This is a genomic window from Sphaerisporangium sp. NPDC049002 (assembly GCF_040649355.1).
In the GTDB taxonomy this organism is placed as follows: domain Bacteria; phylum Actinomycetota; class Actinomycetes; order Streptosporangiales; family Streptosporangiaceae; genus Sphaerisporangium.
In genome coordinates this window covers 1-16,226 of the sequence record NZ_JBEZFH010000057.1, presented here as the reverse complement: position 1 = coordinate 16,226, position 16,226 = coordinate 1, and the positions used below count along the sequence as shown (strand labels likewise).

Below are 16,226 nucleotides of genomic sequence, written 5' to 3'. Positions count from 1 at the left end.
GGCTCCGCCGGGGGCCGCCTCGCTAGGAGGTGCCGGCCGTGAGGTCGGGCGTGCGGTGCTCGTAGGGGGTGCTCAGCACGATGGTCGTGCGGGTGGAGACGTTGGCCGAGGCCCTGATCTGCTGGAGCAGGTGCTCCAGCGCGATCGGCGACCGCACCCGCACCTTGAGGATGTAGCTCTCGTCGCCCGCGACACTGTGGCAGGCCTCGATGGCGGTCAGGTGCTCCAGCTTCTCGGGCGCGTCGTCGGGGGCGGAGGGGTCGATGGGCTTGATCGACACGAACGCGGTGAGCGGCAGGCCGATGGCGTCGTGATCGACCAGGGCCGCGTAGCTCTTGATCACACCGCGCTTCTCCAGCCTGCGCACCCGCTGGTGAACGGCGGAGACCGACAGGCCGGTCTCCTTGGCGAGGTCGGTGAAGCTCATGCGGCCGTCCACGGCCAGCAGCGTCACTATTTGGCGATCGATCTCCTCCACTCCATAAACGCTAGCGCCCCCCGAGCCCGTTTCGCCGTCCAAGTGGTCACGGCATGGTCCCAACCGGAGCCACCCGGTTCGCGTGGCCACGGAAGGAACGCGGCCACGGTCGCCGCCGGGCCGCGCGAGGCTCACAGGGAGGCGATGCCCGAGCGCGCCCCGAGGACGAGCAGCAGCAGGCCGAAGCCGACGAGGAGCGTTCCGCCGCCGAGCGCGGTGTCGATGCGCACCTGCGCAGGGTCGGCCGGGTCGTAGATGATCGGCACCCGGTCGCCGGGCCTGGCGGGCGGCGGGTCGCCGCCCACCGGCGACTCGGCCTCGACCAGTTCGCCGTCGTCGGTCGTGAACCGCAGGACCGGGTGGTAGACGGCGCTGTGCCGCCTCTCCCTCCCGCTCCCGCCGGTCCGGACCGCGCGCAGCCGTACGACCTGGCCTCGCCCGCGCCGCGCCCGCCTGCGGAAGTCACGGGCGTTCAGGATGACCGCACCCCCGAGGACGGTCATGGTCATGCCGATGGCTCCGATGATGAACGCCTCGTTGTCAGACACCTTACGACCGTAGAGGGAACCGCTTGATCACGGCTTGCGTCGGCGGGAACCGTGACGGGCGGACGCCGGTGAGGGCGCCCGCCCGCGGCGGTGTCGATCATCCGCTCGGCGGCGTCAGTTCCGCCCGATCGAACCGTTCAGCACGACGTCGTCGACGGCGATGGCGCCGCCCTGGTTCAGACCCCAGATCAGGTAGTAGTCACTGAAGTCCTTCGTGGTGAAGGTCACCGACGCCGTCTTCACGTCGCCGTCGGAGGTCTCCTCCCACCTCTTGAAGCCCGCGTCCTGGGGGATCCCCCCGCTCGCGGTCCGGGCGAGGAAGTACGGGTGAGCGATGGATCCGTCCGGCCCGAGAAGCCGGTACTTGAAGGTCACCGTGTACGAGGTCAGCGGCGCGAGCTTCAGCTTGGCCGGGTCGGACCAGAGGAACTCCTGCCATTCCTGCGTCGCCGGCGCCTCGCCGTAGACGGAGTACTTCCCCGACACGAGACGGGCCGGGTCCGCCGTGAGCTGCCCCTGCGCCCGGAAGAAGAGCGACTTGTTCAGCGCGCCGGCCTCGAAGTTCTCCCTGACGCAGCGGCACGGCCCCGACGAGCCGTCGTAGCGCTTGCTCCACGTCAGGTCGGTGCCGATGACGACGTCCTTGGCGGTGACGCTGACCTCCTGCTCGTCCAGGGCGGCGGGGATGGTCGCCTCGAAGCCGTGCAGCGCCCCGTACTGCGGGAAGGAGGTCGCGACGTCCCCGCGGAGGACGTTCGCGGGCACGGTCTTCACGATCTTGCCGCCCGTGCTGATCGACACCGAGATGGGGTCGGTGGTGTCGAAGTCGAGCGCCCAGCCCTTCACAACGACGTTCTCACCCTGCCAGGTCACCTCGTCCAAGGCTCCCTTGATGCTGTGGTCCTCGTCGTGGTCCTTGCAGCCCAGCGGGGTCTTCGCGCCCCCCGCGGAGCCGTTCAGGCAGATCGTGTGGTTCCCGTTGGGCAGGTCGTGCCTCACCCACACCTCGAAGCCGTGGCTCGGCCCGTAGGTGGGGTAGGCCTGAGCCGCTCCCTGGTGCGTGAGCTGTGCCGGCACCGTGAGCACCTGCGTCCCGTCCCGGATGACGTCGACCTGCGCCGCCCCGTTGGTGTAGGGGTCGATCAGCCACCCGCGCAGGACGGAGAACCGGCCGTTCGGGGTCGCGACGATGTCCTGCCGTTCGAACGCGCCGAACGGGCGCGAGTCGTAGCCGAGGCAGCCAAGGTTCGTGTACGTGTAGTTCACGTACGCCTGCATGCACACGGTGTGCGCTCCCCTGGCCGACGGGAGGGCGAGGGTGAAGTCGAAGCCGTGGTAGTTGCCGTTTCCGACGTCCGGCCTGTAGGTGTTCGCCACACCCACGGTCTGCTCCCCGGTCTCCTTCCTGGCGATGACCTGGACGGCCGCGCTGGGGGCCGACGGGTTGAGCGCCCACCCCCTGACCCTGACCTTGCCCGGCTCGAACCTGATCTCGTCGAAGTACCCGGTGACGGGTGAGGCCAGGGTGTTCTGGCCCGCGGACTTCGGCGCGTCGGTCTTGGGGAAGCCGGCCGGGGGGCTGGCGAGCCTGGTCGTCGCGGGGGCGGTGGCCCGCTGATCGGCGAGTCCCGGGAGCGCCCTGCGGTCGACTTCGGTGGGTGTGTAGAGCTTGATCTTCTTGGAGCCCTTGGCCTTGCCGCCCGGGTCCTTCGCCCGGTGAGCGGCCGTGGACGGTCCTGCGGACCACACGGCCGTACTGGCGGACGCGCCGGTGGCGCTCGTCTGCGCGGAGGTGCCGGCCTGGGCCGGCAGGACCGCCATGGCCAGCAGCAGCGGGGACAACAGGCCCGTCGCCAGGCCTGCGGCTGTTCTTGTTCGCATAGGTCTTCCTCTGATTGCCCTCAGGGGCGGTGAGTTCGGCGAGCCGGGGACCGGTGACGGGGCGCGCGGGCCGGTCGTCACCGGTCGTGGTGTCGCGGGCCGGCTTGTGCGGCCGGCCCGCGCGCCTCGTGGGAGCCGGTCTACGTCGTCGGGACGCGCAGGACCGCGTCGAAGCTCTCCAGCACCCCGAGCACGTTCTTGACCTCGGGGACGCCCTCGGCGTAGACGCCGCCGGCGAGTTCCTTGGAGTGCTTCTCGTACCGCGACAGCAGCGTGTCCGCGGCGTGCCGCGAGAATCCGAGGACGGTGTTGGCGAGCGGGTCGCCCGTCCACAGCTCCACGGGCAGGCGGCTCTTGTCGTACCAGCTCAGGCAGTCGATCAGCCACTCGTGCGACTGGCCCACGAACGGGTCGAACGAGACGCGGCTCGAACAGGCCGAGCCGTGCCCGCCCACGGGGGCGCAGCCCGCGTAGTTCTCCTGGGCCCTGCGGAACACGTCGGTGATCAACGGGTCGCCGCCGAGGTCGGAGGGCAGCCTCTCGACCCCGCCCAGCAGCAACTGCATGATCTCGTCCTGCCTGAGCGCGGTCGCCCAGCCGGTCTCGGTGAAGGCCTGGAGCAGGCGCATGCTCTTGGTCACCTGGGCGTTGGCGTCCGACAGGGGCTTGCCCGGGGTGGTCAGTTCCGCGACCACCCTGTCGTAGTAGGCCTTCTGGCGCCCGCTGAGGAACCTGGCCACCTTGTCCCGCGCGGCGGTGAGAACCGCGTCGTCGCTGGTGAACGTCGCCTTCATGTCGAAGACCTGCTTGTAGCCCCCGCTCACCCAGGCGCCGAGGTAGTACTTGAGGTCGTTGCAGAAGTAGACGGTTGGGTCACCGGGAAGCGGGGTGCCCATGCGGGTACGGCAGATCACGCCGAGGGGCTGGGTCTGCGTCCACGTGCGGAAGGTCTGCACCGTGCCGTCGGGCCAGGTGAGACGCATCTTCACGGTGACGGCCAGGTCGGCCCACTGCTCCAGGATCTGGCCATCCCCGCGCCCGCCCTGGTTCGTCAGCCACCCCTGGTAGCACAGCGACAACGCGGGGCGGTCCGCTTCGGGCAGAGCGTAGTTCGCAAGGACGATCGGGTTCGGCATCTGCGCCAGCGAGACGACGCCCGGGGTCTCGATGTCCTTGGTCTTGTTGGGGAGCTCCGGGCACGTCGAGACGGTGCCGGGGGTGGCAGGCGACTTGCCGGCCGGAAGGGCCTGGTCCGCCGTGCCGAAGAGCTTGTACCCCTTCTCGTCGGTGTACTCCTTCTGCAGCGGGACCAGCTTGTCGGACAGGGCCGCGACGGCGTTTTTGTAGTCCCTGACGAGCCCCTTGAACAGCGCGTTGGTGTACGTGCCGTCGGCGGCGGGCGGGTTCAGGGGCTCGCTCAGTTGCCGGGCCGCCTTGTCGATGTCCAGGCCCGCGGCGACGATGTCCGAGGTGCGCTGGGTGTTGACGCGCTTGGCGTAGCCCTGGTTCTCCGACGCCAGCCGTGTGAACCCGTTGGCCATCGTGAGCCAGGCGGCCAGGTTCGGAGAGCTGGACGGCTGCTGCGGCCAACCGTAGTTCTGCTTGCCGTACCAGCTCAGGAAGCCGGTGGCGCCGCCGGAGCTGCCGTAGGCGTCGACCACGGCCACGGGTCCCGCGGCGTGCTGCTGGTAGGAGGTGGGGCTGGGGACGAACGGCTCCTCGCGGGCCTGGGTGACGGCCGCGAAGTGCAGGTCGTTCACCACATGGGCGTACTCCTCGAACGTCGGGATCGGCTGCGAGTGCGTCTGCTCGTATCCGATGTACGCGTTCATCCCCGCGCGGGCGTCCTTGAGCTGGACGTTCTGGAGCGACTTGATGATCTCCGCCGCCCAGACGTCCACGCTCTGCTGGATGCCCTGCAACTGCCCCTGGATCGCCGTCAGCTGGGCGGCCGACGCCTGCTGGAGCTTGATCACCTCGTCGAACCTGTTCAGCAGGCCCTCATAGATGACGTTCAGGTTCTTGTTCACGCGGGCGAACTGCTCGTCCATGGCCTTGTGCAGGTCGGCCACCTCCTGGCGGAGCTTGCCGATCTGTTCGAGCATCATCTGCTCGGGGCTTGGCGAACCGGCCCGGAAGAGGGGAAGCAGGCTGCTGATCGCGCCGATGATGTTCCCGGTGAACGCCACGGTGCCCGCCGAGAAGATCGCCTCGATGGCGCCCATGGCCGCGATCTTGGGAAGGTACTCGTTGATCGCGTTGGCGATCTTCACGGCCGCCTTCCCGACGATCTCGATCCTCGTGGCCAGTTTCGGATCGGCCACGCCGACCAGCTTGGAAAGGATCGAGATGCCCACGTCGACGCCGCTGATCACCTTCTGGCGCGCCTCGGCCTCCTTCTTGACGCGCTCCTTCACCACATCGGGCGCGTTCGGCGCGGTGCTACTCCACTTGTAGGCGCCCTCGTACTTGAGCTGCAGGTCGTCGATGGACACGACCGCGTTCTTGACCTCCCAGTTCGCCTGCTTGATGAGCTGCTCGAACTGCTTGAGGATCTCCTCCTTGTACCGGGGGTCGTCCTTGCCGTAGGCCCAGATCGCGTTGAAGTTCACCACGTCCCGCAGGGGCGACTTGGCGACCAGCTCGTCGGTCGTGGCACCGGCGCTCAGCCCGGAGGGGTCCCCGACCCGGGCGTCCCAGATCTTGACGTAGGCGTTGCCGTCGCCGAGGGTGGAGCCCATGCCCCGCACCGCCTTGGCCGAGGCCTGGTTCAGTGCCTCCAGGGCGAGGGAGGCCGAGTCGCCGAGGGACTGGCTGGCGGCCACGGCGTTCTGCCAGTTGTCGTACTCGTGGCCGGGCGTCGCGCTGAACCCGGCGAAGGTCTTGTTGAGCGCCGCCGCGGCGGGCGCGAGCCGCGGGTCCCCGGCGACCGCGCGGTTGATCGTCGTCAGGACGGCGACCTTGTTCTCCCAGGGGGACTTCCCGACGTCCTTGAGCTGCTGGTCCAGGTAGTCCGACAGGCCCTGGAACTCGGCGGCGACTTCGGCCTCGGACTTGCCCGGCGCCGTCTGCGACCGGGAGGCGAGGACCAGGCCGAGGATGACGTCCCTGTAGTAGTGCGGGTCTTTCATGCTCAGGCTGATGGAGTGCAACTGCTGGTTGATCGCGTCGGGGTCGGGGACCTCCGGCTCTGCGAAGGCGGAGGCGGGGACCCCGTGGAGCAGGGTCGCCGTCACCACGAGCGTCAGCATCGCCGCGAGCGCCCGGGACAGCCGGGCCGCTCCCCTGCGGCGGCGGCCTTCACCTCTTCGACTCGGTCTCATCGATCATCTCTCTCGGCGGTAGCCCACGCACCGGGTCTTCGCGAACGGCGCCGCACCCGGCTCCGGCGGGCATTCCGGGCAACGTTGACCCGGCCGTGCCCCCACGGCATGACACGAGAGCGGCCCGGAACGCCGTGACCCGGCGGGCGGGGGGTGCGAGCGCGTTTAAGAACGGTTATGGGTAACCGTCACGCGCGGACAAAGCGGATAATTTGAGGGTAAAGATGCAGTATTCAGGGCGATTCCCCCTCGCGGCTGATCCCGCATCACCCCCAAGGTTGACGATCTTCCGTCCACCTCATCCGGGAGGCGTCCGGCCACAGGCGGCGTCGCCGCGGCCACGCGTGGGCCAAGTGGGCTGGCAATCGTCGATGTCGCTACGATTCCGGCATGTTCGCCACCGCTGAGACCGCGCCGGACATTGTGTGAGCGTGCGCTGGAGCGCTCAGGCCTGGTTCAACCTGGTGCTCGTCGTGATGGTCGTCATGCTGGGCGTGTCCACCGTGGCGGGTTCGGCGGTCCTGCGGCGAACCACGCAGGTCTCCAACCGGCTGACCGATGTGATCTCCCCCGCCAGGCTCCAGGCCGAGCGCGTCCAGACCGGCCTGCTCGACCAGGAGACCGGCCTGCGCGGCTTCCTGCTCTCGGGCAAGGACGAGTTCCTCGAACCGTACCGGCGCGGGCAGGTGACCGAGAGGCAGGCCGCCACGGCCATCCGCGAGCTGGCGCCCGGCGCGCCGGCGCTGCGTGAGCTCGACGAGATCGAGCGGCTGAGCGCCGACTGGCGTGCGCGGCACGCCGAGCCGATGATCGCGTACGTCCGGAGCCAGGGTGCCGACAGCGTGCCCGGCGACCAGACCGAGGCCGGAAGGCACGCCTTCGACGCCCTGCGCGCCGCGCTGACCGCCCAGGAGACGGCCTGGGCCCGCGCCCGCGAGGACGCCCGCGCCGACCTGGCCTCGGCCAGAACCTTCAGGGACCTCTCCTTCGTCACCATCGTGGTGGTCTTCCTGCTGATCACCCTCGCGCTCGCGCTGCTGCTGCGGCTGGTGGTGTTCCGGCCGCTGACGCGGCTGAGCGAGGCCTCGCGCAGGGTCACGGCGGGCGACTTCGACCACCACGTGGACACCGGGGGCCCTGCCGACGTCGCGGCGCTGGCCGGCGACATTGAGGCGATGCGGCGGCGCATCGTCACCGAACTGGAGGAGACCCGCCAGTCCCGCGGGCTGCTCGCCCAGCAGGCCGAGGAGCTCAGGCGCTCCAACAGCGAGCTGGAGCAGTTCGCCTACGTGGCGAGCCACGACCTGCAGGAACCCCTTCGCAAGGTCGCCAGCTTCACCCAGATGCTGGAGCAGCGCTACGCCGACCACCTCGACGAGCGGGCCAGGCAGTACATCCACTTCGCCGTCGACGGCGCCAAGCGGATGCAGGTGCTCATCAACGACCTGCTCAACTTCTCCCGCATCGGCAGGGTCAACACCGAGTCGGTGCGGCTGAAGCTCAACGACGCGGTGGACCTCGCCCTGCGCAACCTCGGCGCCCGGCTGGAGGATTCCGGCGGCCGGGTCGAGGTGGGCGACCTCCCGGTGATCAGCGGCGACCCGACCCAGTGGGCCATGCTGTGGCAGAACCTCATCGGCAACGCGTTGAAGTTTCGCCACCCGGACCGCGTGCCCGTGGTCCTGATCGAGGCCGAGCGGGACGAGGCCCAGTGGCGGATCACCGTGGCGGACAACGGCATCGGCATCGAGCCGCGCTTCGCCGAAAAGATCTTCCTCATCTTCCAGCGGCTGCACAACCGCGACCAGTACGGGGGCACCGGCATCGGGCTCGCGCTGTGCCGCAAGATCATGGCCTACCACGGCGGGAACATCGAGCTGGACACCGGCTACACCGGCGGCACGCGCTTCGTCCTCACCCTCCCGGCGGGTGACATCACCCTCCCGGCGGGTGACATCCTCGAATGAACGGCGTACACGCGAGGGATTCCGGCCCGGCGGCCCGCCTCGCGGGGCGGCCCCGGAGCAAGGCGCTCACTCCTCGGGGAGGACGTTCATCACCAGGATGATCCCCCGGAGCGACCCGTCCTCGGCGTACAGCCGGGAAAGCTCGACCTTGAGGCGGGCGGGCCGTCCGCGCCGGTTCACGGCGTCCACGATGATCGCGGTGGCGCGCCGGCTCCCGAGGTCGGGACCGGCCGTGTCCGCCGGGAGGCGCAGCTGGGGCAGGAACGCCGCGACAGGCAGGCCGATGTCCAGCTCGGTCAGCCGGCGGCCGATCGCCTCGTCGCGGCGCAGTCCCCACAGGTCCTCGGCGCCCGCGCTCCAGACCAGCACCCGCAGCTCCGCGTCGACCACCGCCACCGCGTCGCCCAGGCTGCGCACGACGGAGGAGACGAAGTCGTTGGCCTGGTCGAGCTGCTCGCTGCGGGAGTTGAGCGTGTCGTTGATCTGCTGGAGCTCGTCGTTGGTCGACTGGAGCTCCTCGTTGATGGTCTCCAGCTCCTCGTTGGTCGACTGGAGCTCCTCGTTGGTGGTCTCCAGCTCCTCATTGGTCGACTGGAGCTCCTCATTGGTGGTCTCCAGCTCCTCGTTCAGCGACTGCAGCTCCTCGTAGGCGTGCTCCAGCTCCCTGTTCGCCGCCTGGAGCTCGTCACGGAGGCGGCGGTAGTGCGTCACGTCGTGGAAGTTGATGCCGATGCCCGCCAGCTCGCCGCCCGGCCGGTCGAGGAGCGGGACGACGGAGATGTCGAAGACCCGCGCCTCCTTGTTGCTCGGCCGGTGCCAGGTGACGTCCTGGAGATCGGCGGGCCGCATCTCCAGGCGCACCTGCTCGATCACCGAACGCAGCTCGGCGGGCCGGTAGGAGACCTCAAGGTCCTGGAACGGCTTCCCGATGTCGCGCGGGTTGAGGTTGAACAGCATCTCGGCGCGGGAGTTCACCAGGGCGACGTTCCCCACACGGTCGATGACGATCTGGGCGACCGGCCCGGAGGCGAGCGCCGCGGCCTGGAGCGCGAAGTCTCGTGGTTGCCGATTCGGCGACATGGTGCCGCCTCCCCATGGTGCCCGTGCACCGATCGGTGACGCTCCGACCTTCTTGAACACCCGCACGCGCAGATCGACCGGTTCGAACTTGTCGCTGTGGTTCAGCAGCATCTCGGCCTTGCCGAGGAACAGGTAGCCGGGATCGGACAGCGCGAAGTGGAAACGACGGACGATGCTGCGCTGCGTCTCGGAGTTGAAGTACATCAAGGTGTTGCGGGCCAGCAGCAGGTCGACCCGGGAGATCGGCGCGTCCCGCGTCAGGTCGTTGCGGCCGAAGATCAGCTGGCGTCGCAGGTCACGCCGGAAGGCGAAGCCCTCCTCGACCGGCTCGAAGTAGGTGGCGCGCAGATCGGCGGGAACCTCGTCAAGGCTGCGCTCGCTGTAGACGGCCGCGCGGGCGACGTGCAGCGCCTTCTCGTCGAGGTCGGTGGCGTAGATCTTGACCCGCTGGCGGAACTGCTCCATGCCGAGCTCCTCGGCCAGCACCATCGCCAGGCTGTAGGCCTCCTCGCCGGTGGCGCACCCGGCGCTCCAGACCCGGATGGGGGCGCTCCCTCCCTTGCTGGCCAGCAAGGACGGCACCACGATGCCGCGCAGGGTCTGCCAGGCGATGGGGTCGCGGAAGAAGCCGGTGACGTTGATCAGCAGACTGTCGAACAGCCGGTTGTACTCCTCGGGTTCGAGCTCCAGATAGTCGCGATATTCCCCGTAGTCCCGTAGCTTGAGCGCTTCCAGCCGCCGGCTGATTCGGCGCATGAGAGTAGTGCGCTTATATCCGGAAAAATCAAAGCCACGCGTCTCCCTCAGCATAAATAGGAGATCGTTGAATTCGCGGTCCTGGCCGGGCGTCACGGGGGTCCAGCCTAGGCCCGCCGGCGAGCGTCATGGGAGGACAACGTCACCACCGGGCTCGCCGATACGCGATTGAAGCGTCCGCATGGTCCGCAGCGCCTCCTTGGTCTGCTCGACCTCCTCGATCATGTGCTCCGAGGAGTACTTCCGCCCCTGCTCCAGCGCGCGCCGGATCATGCGTTCGAGCAGCCGCAACCGCTCTTCCAGGCGGAGGATCGCCACCCACAGCGCCCGTTCCACGGACTCGGAGTGGCCGGCCACCATGCTCTCGGAGGACCAGCCGTGGCCGAGCCTGCATTCGTAACGCGGATCGGACCCTGTCGACGCCTCGTATACCGGCCCGCCGCACTCGGGGCAGCTGACCCCGCTGAACGTGCCCTCCGGCGGCTCGGCGGTGCCCTGCACGAGGAAGAGGGACACCTCCCGCTCCACTTCCGCGTCTCGCATGGGCGCCTCCGGTGTGGTGGTTCTCCGGCTCTGCCGCGCGATCCACTCGGCGATCCGCCTCACCGTCATGACCTCGGCGGTCGTCGTCGCCGCGATGGCCGCCCTGGGCATGCCTTCGAACGCGCTCTCCCTGGGGTCCTGCACGGCGACGGCGCCGTGGTGCCGCTCCACGGCGGCACATCCCCTGGCTCCGTCGTCGAGCGTGCCGCTGAGCACCACGGCGATCGTACGGGGACCGCCCTCCAGTGCGGCGCTGAGGAACAGGGGGTCGGCGGCCGGCCGGTGACCGTTGTGCCGTGGTCCTCGCGACAGCCTCACGGCGCCGCCCTGGACCAGCAGGTGGTGGTCGGGAGGGGCCACGTAGACGCGGCCGTGCCGCAGGGGCTCGCCGTCGCCGGCGACGGCGGCTTTCAGCGGTCCGGCGCGGTCCAGGATGCCGGCCAGCGCGCTGCTCCCCCGCGAGGGGACGTGCAGCACGATGAGGACGGCGGCGGCGAGGTCGGAGGGCAGCGCGGCCAGCAGGTCGCGAAGGGCTTCGACACCGCCCGCCGAGGCCGCGACGACGACCAGGTCACGCGCGTTCGGGTCTGCCACATCAGGCCAATATCCAATCGATGACGTTTCATACCTCGTGCGCCTAACATTGAACCTGGGAACCGAGCAAAATTCTTTTTCATGATTTGAGGCCCAATGGATATGTCGGTCCATCTTGTTCACCGTCACGCGGACACGGCCCTGGTGACGCTGACGGGTGAGGTGGACGCCTCCAACTGCGACCGCCTCGAAACGGCCCTGCGCCGTCTGGTGGCCGGCGGGGTCCTCCACATCCTCGTGAACGCGGGCGAGCTGCGGTTCTGTGACCTCGCCGGGGCCAGAGTGCTGGCCCGTACCCACGCCGACCTGCGGGGGTACGGGGGCAAGCTGGTGATCGCCGCCTCCCCGAACGTCGCGAAGCTGCTCGGCCTGCTCTGGTCGCCGCAGGACCCCGGCTTCCCGCAGATCATCACCCGCGAGTGGATCGAGCGGGAGGCCGGCCCGCCGCAGGTTTTGTACCGGCACGTCCAGGTCTACCGCCGCCTCGGGCGCGAGTGCTCCACCCGGGCGGGTGCCGGCGCCCGCGCCTCCCTGACGCGTACGGACGCGGCGGTACCGGCCGTGGACACGGCGACAGGTCCGGGGCCTGCGGCACAGGCCGGTCCGGCGTCCCGGCTGTCCATGCGTTCGGTGCTCGAACGGTCCGCACGGCTGAGGCAGGAGACCGAGCGGCGGCTGGAGACGCTCCACGCGCAAGTCCAGGTCGCCTGTGCCACGCTCGCCGAGGTGCACGAGCGGCTGGCCGACTCCCACGCCGTCATGGCGGGGGCGGTGAGGGTCTCGGGGGACACCGCCTGCGACGACCACTCCCACCACGCCAGGGCCGAGCAGATCCGGCGGCGCGCCGTGGTGTTCGCGGGGGAACGGCCGGTCGCGCCCGGCGCCTGACGACCGAGCGACCCCCGATTCCGAGCGACCGCCGATTCCGAGCGACCGCCGATTCCGACCGGCCCCGACTTCCCGACCGGCCCCGGCTCCCCCGGCCGGTCAGGGGCGCTGGGCGGTCAAAGACGCTGGGCCGCCGTGCCGGAGGGGCTCGTGTACGGCCGCGACCGGATGAGCCCCCGGCCCGCGGTGGGAGCGTCCACTTGGGCGCCTCCCGGGGGCGTCGAGGCGTCGGCCCACTCGCCGGCGCACCGGCAGTAGCCGTGGGTGAGGATGAGCCGGGCCCGGACCAGGGTGTAACGCCCGGGATCGATAGCGGTGAGAACTCCGCGGCATCTGCCGCACTGGCCGCCCTTAACTGCCATGCCGTCCCTCACGTTCGATTGGTCGTCTGTCCAGACGATGGCGACCCGGCCGAACGCCCTTCTGAATCAGCGCCGGGTCGTCGCCGAGCAGAGATCTCATCGGTCACGCCGAGAGGGGGCATCCCCGATAGGCCACAGCATAAGGTGACGACGCGAATACGTCTGGTTGATGCGTGTTCTGATCTTACGACCCCGGCCGCCGCCGGAATCTGATCGCACCGGCCGCCACCGCCTGTCGGCATTTGATGACAAAGGCCAGGTAATCATCTGCGCCGTCGATCACTCGGAGAGGGACCTGATCTCGGTCGCGGGTATGGAGGCTGACATCGCCCATATGCAGACCAACGGACGTGTCCGCCGCCATAAGGACCCGAAGGGGCAGGTGCCCAGCGAGATGATTCGTCACCGTACGGAGAGACCGCGTGCCGATGTGCTCGTCCACGTGCGACGGCTGACGCTGGCCGCGCTGGTGATCGCGGCGGCGGGGGCTCTCGCGTCGCCGTCGCAGGCGAGCGCGAGCGCGGTGGCGGGCCACCGGGGCTCGCCGGCGGCCGTCCCGGCCGACGACCACGGCCACATCTACATGCGCAGCGGAAACGGCAGGTTCAACAAGAGCTATTCCGAGATCCTCAGTCCCACCATCATCACCGGGCTGCAGAACGTGTCGAATACGACCTTCGGCGGAAACAGCCACACTCAGTCGGCCGCCTGCAAGAAGAAGCACCGCTTCTGCAACATCTCGCAGAGGGCCCGGATGCACCTCCAGAAATAGCGTCTCGCGGAGAATGCCCGATTCGTAGAGCCGTCTATTTCCCTGTTCATCATTCCAACGGGGATTTTGACGGATTTCACTACTACCCAGGGCAATGATGCGGTAATAATCTGCGGGTGAATCACCGGGAACGCGACCTACGCCCCGATCGACGGTATGTTGACGATCGGGTCCGGGTCGAAGCACTTCCTGCCCGGACTCAGTCCGATGCAGCGGGGGGCGACAAACGATGATTTGTCAGCATGATAAAAGAGTTCTCACAATCAGAACGGTTGCCGTGTGCATTCTTGCCGGTATAGCCGCTTCGACCGCATTCATCGGGGTCATCGCGCCGACCGCGGCGAGCGCCGGCACGGCGCGCCCTCAGACGCGGCACACGGAACGAGACGGCGGCGGCGATGACGACGACCGCGGCGGGGTGCGCAGCCACGACGGGAACGGCACCCGCAACCGCAACATCATCTCCCTCAAGAGCCCCTCCAGCAACCACGGCTACCAGCACACCTCGGCCAGCACCGCGGGCGGGTCGACCGCCGTTCAGAACGCGCTGTGCAGGCACGCCAAGGTGTGCAACATCCACCTCCAGATCATCGTCGTCGTACCGAAGAAGCCCAGGAAGCCGGGTTCCACGAAGACGAAGGAGCCGGAGGTGGACACAGCCGCCCCCGACGACGAGTGCGAGGACGAATGATCTGACCGTGTGACACCACCTGGCCGGCGCCGGGCAGGTCACGCGGGAGCGGCGCCGTGCCGTCCGGGCGCGGTCAGGGCCGGGCGGGGATGCCCGGCCGGCGACCCCACACGGCGATGGTGGCCATGCCCAGGTCGCGGAACCCCGGGTCGCGGAGCAGTGCCCGGGTCTCGGCGATCATGGCAGGGGTGATCCCCTCGATGGCACGCAGGGCCGGGTCCAGTTGCTCGATGGTCAGCCGCCAGAAGCGGGACATCGGCAGGTCACCGCCGACGACCGAGCAGGCGATGTCCATCTCGACGTCCTCCAGCCCCAGCCCGCTCACGTCGTCGTGCAGGGCGCGGGGCCACCGGCAGTCCGTGCCGATCCGCTCGGCCAGGACCGTGAAGACCCCCATGCCGGTCGCGCGGTAGGCCGGGTGCGGCGAGGACTCGATGGGGAAGGCGGCCGGCTCCTCCAGCATCAGCCATCCGCCGGGGGCCAGCCAGCTCACGACCCGGGCGAGGTCCGGCTCCCGGCTGCGCAGGTGGCAGAACAGATAGCGGGCGTGGATGAAGTCGAAGGACGCGGGAGGGAAGTCGTCGCGCGTCAGGTCGTGGTGCAACCATCGCAGGTTGGCCTGCTCCTCACGCCGGCTCTGGACGAGCTGGAGGTCCAGGTCGGTGGCGGTGACGCTGCCCGCGGGACAGCGGTCGGCGAGCCGGCGGGCCACGGTTCCTGTACCGGCGCCGAGCTCCAGGCAGCGCCAGTCGGACCGCACGGGCAGGGACTCCAGCCTCCGGAACGACGCCGGGTCCAGTTCCTCCGCGAGCGCGCTCAGACGCTCGTCCTCGGTGGTGGTGACGTGGTTGAAAATGCGGTCGCCATAACGCTCAACGAGTTGCTGCGTCATCAGTGAGAACCTTCGGGTGAGTGAGCCGATTCCCCACAGAAGTCGTGACTCCATGAGACTGGACGGAACAGGGCCGAGAGGGCCACGTGCGTGTCTCCGCTGAGACGCTGAGAACCCGGCCTGCTTCGCCGAGAATTTCAGACGCGGCGTTACCCGTCTTCTCCGAAAAAGCGTTTATGTGGCCGGGTCCAGCCGCCCTCACCGGCGATTGTGGCCGCAATTTGGAAGATGAGCGGCGAGGGTTCCGGCGACCATGCTGGAGTCCGGATCAATTCCGGCAGACGGGACCGATGATGATCTGGCGGCGCTGGAGCTCCTGGGACTGCTCGGCTACCCGAGCGTCGTGCGCGTCTGGAACATGGTCGACCGGATCAACGTCGTGGACGACCAGGGTCAGGACGTGTACGGGCGGTTCTGCAGGGGCCGCGCGTCGGCGTTCGAGCGGCACGAGGTCTCGGGGACGCTCATCCCCGCCGCCACCTGCGTGGGCAACCACGGTGGCGGCATAGCCTTCTACTTCCTCGCCTGCCGCTCGGCGAGCGTGACGAACATCGAGAACCCCCGCCAGATCCCGGCGTACCAGTATCCCCGCCGGTACGGGATCAAGGCGCCGAGCTTCGCGCGGGCGACGTACCTGTCGACGGGCCGGGCGGACCGGCCTGACCATCTCTTCGTCTCGGGAACCGCCGGCATCATCGGGCACGAGACCGTCCACCGGGGCGACGTCGAGAGGCAGTGCGCCACGACCCTGGAGAACATCGCCGCGCTCGTGAGCGGGGAGAACCTCGCGAGGTACGGGATCGGGGCGGACCTCACGCTCCACGACCTCCACACCGTGAAGGTGTACGTCAAGCACGACGCGGACGTCGACCTGGTGCGCCGGATGTGCTCCTCCGCCTTCGCGCGACACGCCGACGTGGCGTACACCAACGTGGACATCTGCCGGGACGACCTGCTGGTGGAGATCGAGGGGGTCGCCTCACCCCGTCCGGCCCGCTCGCTCTGAGCCTCACCCCCCGTCCGGCCCGCTCGCTCTGAGCCGTTCCGTCCGGCCCGGCCCGGCCCGCCACCCCGGGCGGCCCGTGGCCGTAGCTATCCGAACGCGATCTTCCCGCCGTTCCGGTCTCGTTTAGCGGTCCGGCTCCCGGGCAGCGGCCTGGTCATGGCTACCTTGTTGTGGATCCTCGCAGTCGTCCTCGTCATCTCTGGCATCTACGTCCTCCTGGCACGCCGTGACATCCTGTGGGGCGTGGTACTGATCGTGGTCGGCCTGCTGGTCGGGCCCGGAGGAGTGAGCATCTTCAATGTGTAGGCACGGGAGACCGTGCCCAGCCGTCCCTTCCTCGCACACCAGTCCTTGACCGCTCGCCCGGCCGGCGACGGCGCCGGATCCGCGGCGGGCGGCGATAGCGAAAGCACAGGGCCGGGCGCCCTCCCGAGTGGAGGGCGCC

The 16,226-nt window shown here is 69.1% G+C and carries 14 protein-coding genes; 6 read left to right on the top strand and 8 right to left on the bottom strand.

What is annotated here, in order from left to right; genetic code table 11:
- Positions 1 to 22: 22 nt before the first annotated feature.
- The 4 genes from AB0B89_RS14435 to AB0B89_RS14420 all read right to left on the bottom strand — a co-directional run bounded on the left by AB0B89_RS14435 (position 23) and on the right by AB0B89_RS14420 (position 6,230).
- Complete coding sequence (locus AB0B89_RS14435; protein ID WP_358552303.1) at positions 23 to 478, bottom strand: Lrp/AsnC family transcriptional regulator; 456 nt, start codon at positions 476 to 478, stop codon at positions 23 to 25.
- Between the two features lie 131 nt (positions 479 to 609).
- Positions 610 to 1,026 (bottom strand): DUF3592 domain-containing protein, encoded by a 417-nt coding sequence (locus AB0B89_RS14430; protein WP_358552301.1) that lies wholly within the window; start codon positions 1,024 to 1,026, stop codon positions 610 to 612.
- Positions 1,027 to 1,140: 114 nt separating this feature from the next.
- Positions 1,141 to 2,907, bottom strand: coding sequence for a hypothetical protein (locus AB0B89_RS14425; protein WP_358552299.1), 1,767 nt, complete (start codon positions 2,905 to 2,907; stop codon positions 1,141 to 1,143).
- Between the two features lie 140 nt (positions 2,908 to 3,047).
- Positions 3,048 to 6,230 (bottom strand): hypothetical protein, encoded by a 3,183-nt coding sequence (locus AB0B89_RS14420; protein ID WP_358552297.1) that lies wholly within the window; start codon positions 6,228 to 6,230, stop codon positions 3,048 to 3,050.
- Positions 6,231 to 6,661: 431 nt separating this feature from the next.
- Between AB0B89_RS14420 and AB0B89_RS14415 the strand changes: the two genes are divergently transcribed.
- Positions 6,662 to 8,197 carry a CHASE3 domain-containing protein gene (locus AB0B89_RS14415; RefSeq protein ID WP_358552295.1) on the top strand — a complete coding sequence of 512 codons (1,536 nt, stop codon included), beginning with the start codon at positions 6,662 to 6,664 and terminating at the stop codon, positions 8,195 to 8,197.
- A gap of 66 nt (positions 8,198 to 8,263) precedes the next feature.
- Here the strand turns inward: AB0B89_RS14415 and AB0B89_RS14410 are convergent, their stop codons facing one another.
- A complete protein-coding gene (locus AB0B89_RS14410; protein WP_358552293.1) occupies positions 8,264 to 10,129 on the bottom strand; it encodes a CheR family methyltransferase in 1,866 nt (621 codons plus the stop codon).
- A gap of 30 nt (positions 10,130 to 10,159) precedes the next feature.
- Positions 10,160 to 11,170 carry a chemotaxis protein CheB gene (locus AB0B89_RS14405; RefSeq protein ID WP_358552291.1) on the bottom strand — a complete coding sequence of 337 codons (1,011 nt, stop codon included), beginning with the start codon at positions 11,168 to 11,170 and terminating at the stop codon, positions 10,160 to 10,162.
- 96 nt (positions 11,171 to 11,266) lie between these two features.
- Here AB0B89_RS14405 and AB0B89_RS14400 point away from each other — a divergent pair, with 96 nt between their 5' ends.
- On the top strand, positions 11,267 to 12,058 hold the full coding sequence (locus AB0B89_RS14400; protein WP_358552289.1) for an STAS domain-containing protein: 792 nt from the start codon (positions 11,267 to 11,269) through the stop codon (positions 12,056 to 12,058).
- A gap of 116 nt (positions 12,059 to 12,174) precedes the next feature.
- Here AB0B89_RS14400 and AB0B89_RS14395 read toward each other — a convergent pair whose 3' ends face one another.
- A complete protein-coding gene (locus tag AB0B89_RS14395) occupies positions 12,175 to 12,420 on the bottom strand; it encodes a hypothetical protein (protein ID WP_358552287.1) in 246 nt (81 codons plus the stop codon).
- A gap of 169 nt (positions 12,421 to 12,589) precedes the next feature.
- Between AB0B89_RS14395 and AB0B89_RS14390 the strand changes: the two genes are divergently transcribed.
- Together AB0B89_RS14390 and AB0B89_RS14385 are read left to right on the top strand one after the other, a co-directional pair.
- The gene (locus AB0B89_RS14390) at positions 12,590 to 13,192 is read left to right on the top strand and encodes a hypothetical protein (protein ID WP_358552285.1); all 603 of its coding nucleotides are present in this window, start codon (positions 12,590 to 12,592) and stop codon (positions 13,190 to 13,192) included.
- A 277-nt stretch (positions 13,193 to 13,469) separates the two neighbouring features.
- The gene (locus AB0B89_RS14385) at positions 13,470 to 13,883 is read left to right on the top strand and encodes a hypothetical protein (RefSeq protein WP_358552283.1); all 414 of its coding nucleotides are present in this window, start codon (positions 13,470 to 13,472) and stop codon (positions 13,881 to 13,883) included.
- A 73-nt stretch (positions 13,884 to 13,956) separates the two neighbouring features.
- Here AB0B89_RS14385 and AB0B89_RS14380 read toward each other — a convergent pair whose 3' ends face one another.
- Positions 13,957 to 14,775: a class I SAM-dependent methyltransferase gene (locus AB0B89_RS14380; RefSeq protein WP_358552281.1), complete on the bottom strand. Its 819-nt coding sequence runs from the start codon at positions 14,773 to 14,775 to the stop codon at positions 13,957 to 13,959.
- A gap of 253 nt (positions 14,776 to 15,028) precedes the next feature.
- Here AB0B89_RS14380 and AB0B89_RS14375 point away from each other — a divergent pair, with 253 nt between their 5' ends.
- Together AB0B89_RS14375 and AB0B89_RS14370 are read left to right on the top strand one after the other, a co-directional pair.
- Entirely contained in the window at positions 15,029 to 15,781 is a 753-nt protein-coding gene (locus AB0B89_RS14375) for a hypothetical protein (protein ID WP_358552279.1), read from the top strand.
- Between the two features lie 156 nt (positions 15,782 to 15,937).
- The gene (locus tag AB0B89_RS14370) at positions 15,938 to 16,087 is read left to right on the top strand and encodes a GPGG-motif small membrane protein (RefSeq protein ID WP_358552277.1); all 150 of its coding nucleotides are present in this window, start codon (positions 15,938 to 15,940) and stop codon (positions 16,085 to 16,087) included.
- Positions 16,088 to 16,226 lie beyond the last annotated feature (139 nt).

What these genes read in the sequence shown, in the direction of transcription:
- AB0B89_RS14400 (WP_358552289.1), top strand. Translation starts at nt 11,267, where the DNA reads ATGGATATGTCGGTCCATCTTGTTCACCGTCACGCGGACACGGCCCTG.
- AB0B89_RS14420 (WP_358552297.1), bottom strand. Translation starts at nt 6,230, where the DNA reads ATGAGACCGAGTCGAAGAGGTGAAGGCCGCCGCCGCAGGGGAGCGGCC.
- AB0B89_RS14370 (WP_358552277.1), top strand. Translation starts at nt 15,938, where the DNA reads ATGGCTACCTTGTTGTGGATCCTCGCAGTCGTCCTCGTCATCTCTGGC.
- AB0B89_RS14425 (WP_358552299.1), bottom strand. Translation starts at nt 2,907, where the DNA reads ATGCGAACAAGAACAGCCGCAGGCCTGGCGACGGGCCTGTTGTCCCCG.
- AB0B89_RS14375 (WP_358552279.1), top strand. Translation starts at nt 15,029, where the DNA reads ATGCTGGAGTCCGGATCAATTCCGGCAGACGGGACCGATGATGATCTG.
- AB0B89_RS14395 (WP_358552287.1), bottom strand. Translation starts at nt 12,420, where the DNA reads ATGGCAGTTAAGGGCGGCCAGTGCGGCAGATGCCGCGGAGTTCTCACC.
- AB0B89_RS14390 (WP_358552285.1), top strand. Translation starts at nt 12,590, where the DNA reads ATGCGTGTTCTGATCTTACGACCCCGGCCGCCGCCGGAATCTGATCGC.
- AB0B89_RS14380 (WP_358552281.1), bottom strand. Translation starts at nt 14,775, where the DNA reads ATGACGCAGCAACTCGTTGAGCGTTATGGCGACCGCATTTTCAACCAC.